General features: G+C 50.5%; 1 protein-coding gene. It reads right to left on the reverse strand.

The genetic code is table 11. From position 1 onward, the window contains the following. Positions 1 to 82: 82 nt before the first annotated feature. Positions 83 to 1,629, reverse strand: a 1,547-nt coding sequence (lnt, locus tag ACTHUM_RS13370) for an apolipoprotein N-acyltransferase (RefSeq protein WP_440403096.1), incomplete at its 5' end; no start/stop codon positions are given.

The raw sequence follows: 1,629 nt of genomic DNA on the forward strand, positions 1-1,629 counted from the left end.
TGGCTAAGTATATTACAAACATTTCTGTATGTAAATAGTTTTAGTAATAAAAAAGACCTTGTATAACAAGGTCTTAAATTTTTTATTCTGGTTTCTTCCGGCCAATCAGGATAAGGAATACGCCGATAACGGCCAAAATGCTGATAAGCCATGTTGAGCCGCCTGCTTTCATATAAGGCGTTTCGCCGATATAGCCTTTGACGTGGCCTTCGAGGACGGTTTCTGTATCCGGTTGGGCTTCGGCAACAATCGTGCCTTTAGGGGAAATAATGGCGGTCGCACCGGTATTGGTGGCGCGAACCATGTAGCGGCCCAGTTCCATTGCTCGCGCTTGGGACTGTTGAAGCTGCTGATACATGGCATTGGATTTGCCGTACCACGCCATATTGCTGATGTTGGCGAGTAGGGTAGAGCGTTTCGCCGTTGCGATGAGTTCGTCGCCGAAACCGTCTTCATAGCAGATATTGAAGGCGACTTTTTGATCTTTCATCACCAAAGGCGCTTGGTTGTCACCGCCTTTTTGAAAGTCGGCCAAAGGCATATCCATCATTTTATAGAGACGCTCAGTAATGGCGGGTAAGGGTTTGTATTCGCCAAATGGAACGAGGTGGTTCTTGGCGTAGTAGGGGATAACATCGGAAGTGCTGTTGTGATATTCGCTCAAATTGATGACTGCATTTTCGTAGCCGTTGCCGTCGGGCGTATATTGGCTTATACCGATGGCCAACGCGCTGCCGTTGCTTTGCGCTTGCTCGGCGAATTGTTCCAAGATGCCTTCGGGCAGGTCTTGGCGCATCAGCGGCAGGGCGGTCTCGGGCAGGATGACGATGTTGGCACTGGTTTTGCTGATTTGTTCGTAGTATTTCTGAATGGTTGGGATGATTTGCTCTTCCTTCCATTTCAGATTTTGCTCGATATTGCCTTGAATCAGGGCGACGGTGCTGGTGCTGCCGTCAGGGCGGGTGTATTCGGTTTGTTGGGAAATGTAGCCGACGGAGCAGAGTGCAACGATAAGGAATAAGGGCAGCAGGCGGTGTTTCAGACGGCCATGATTGTCAATCAGCAACACCAGCCATGCGCTGAGGAAAGCGGTTGCCAGCGTAACCATGTGAATGCCGCCCAAAGGCGCGAAGCCTGCCAACGGGCTGTCTTTGATGATTTGGGAGTAGCCGATTGCACCCCAGCCGAATCCAGTCAGAAAACGTTCGCGGGCAAATTCTGCCAGCGTCCATAAAATCGGCAGCAGGAAGCCGGTTTTAGCCCAGCGCGACAGGTTGCATTTTCTCCACACCCAAAAACAGAGGGCCGGATAAAGCGCAAGAAACGCCGGCAGCAGGAAGGTGAGGGGGATGGCGTATGAATCCGGCAAACCTGAAACATCATGCAAGGCAGTGTGTATCCAATAAAACTGCGCCGTATAACCGATTAATCCAAACAGATAGGCAGTCATGACGGCAAAGCGCGGACGCAATTCAATCAGGCGTATCAGCGCGCCAAACAATAGCGGCATCAGCCAGAAATGATAATACGGGGCGAAAGTGAACGGTGTCGCGGCGGCAATCAAGATGACCAGCGGCCAGTAAAGCAGCGGATGTTGCCAATATTGTTCGAGTTTACGGAAAATATTCA

Source organism: Neisseria sp. P0021.S006 (genome assembly GCF_051956895.1).